1 protein-coding gene is annotated in these 906 nt (G+C 40.7%); it reads left to right on the plus strand.

Going from position 1 to position 906, the window contains the following annotated elements:
* Nucleotides 1–841 (plus strand): IS110 family RNA-guided transposase (locus SPADD19_RS04250; RefSeq protein WP_061455315.1); only part of this gene is annotated, 841 nt, incomplete at its 5' end.
* Between the last annotated feature and the right edge of the window lie 65 nt (nucleotides 842–906).

Here is a 906-nt window from a genome sequence, read left to right on the forward strand (position 1 = left end):
TCACTGGATTGCCCAATTAACACGAATCGGCCTGCTCCCTCGCAGTTTCGTTCCTGATGAAACCATTCAAGAATTGAGAGAGCTAACACGACAACGGAAACACTATGTAGAAAGCCGTAATCGTGAGACCAATCGGATCCATAAAATCCTCCAATCAGGAGGTATTAAGCTGACAACCTACATAGAAGATATCATGGGTGCTTCTGGTCGAAACTTACTGCAACTGCTGATTGATGAGACGCCCATTACCCCAAGAATTGTCCATCAATCTGTTTATACCAGTTTGAAAAGAAAAGTTCCCCAACTCCTTGAGGCACTTGATGGGTATTTTTCGGCTCATCATCGTTTTATGTTAGCTCAGTCCTTGGAGATTTACGATTTTTATCAAAAACAAATCGATTGTTTAGAAGAGCGTATGAACAGCTATCTAAATCTCTATGAGAGACCAGTGGAAATCCTAGATTCTATTCCTGGTATTGATCTCACTACAGCCTCTGTGATCATAGCGGAAATTGGGGTAGACATGAACCGGTTTCCAACAGCTGGACATCTCGCTTCCTGGGCTGGTTTGTGTCCTGGAAATAATGAAAGTGCCGGTAAAAAGAGGAGCACAAAAATCAGACATGGCAATTCCTATTTAAAAAGGTGTCTCTGTCAAACAGTTTTTGCTGCAAAAAAACAAAAAGGAAGTCCACTAGCAGAGCGTTATTATCAGATTCAAAGCAGGAGAGGACCGCAAAAAGCAACTATTGCACTCGCACATCAACTTCTTAAAATAGCTTATATCCTTTTGAAAGAAAATCTTACTTATCAGGAGTTTGTGCTACAAAAAGGCTACTAGAGACGAGCCAGTAGCCTAATACAATTTTTTCACTTTCATTATATCACAAGGGGAGTATTTTTGCG

This window comes from Streptococcus parasanguinis (genome assembly GCF_001578955.1).
GTDB classification, from domain to species: Bacteria; Bacillota; Bacilli; order Lactobacillales; family Streptococcaceae; genus Streptococcus; species Streptococcus parasanguinis_U.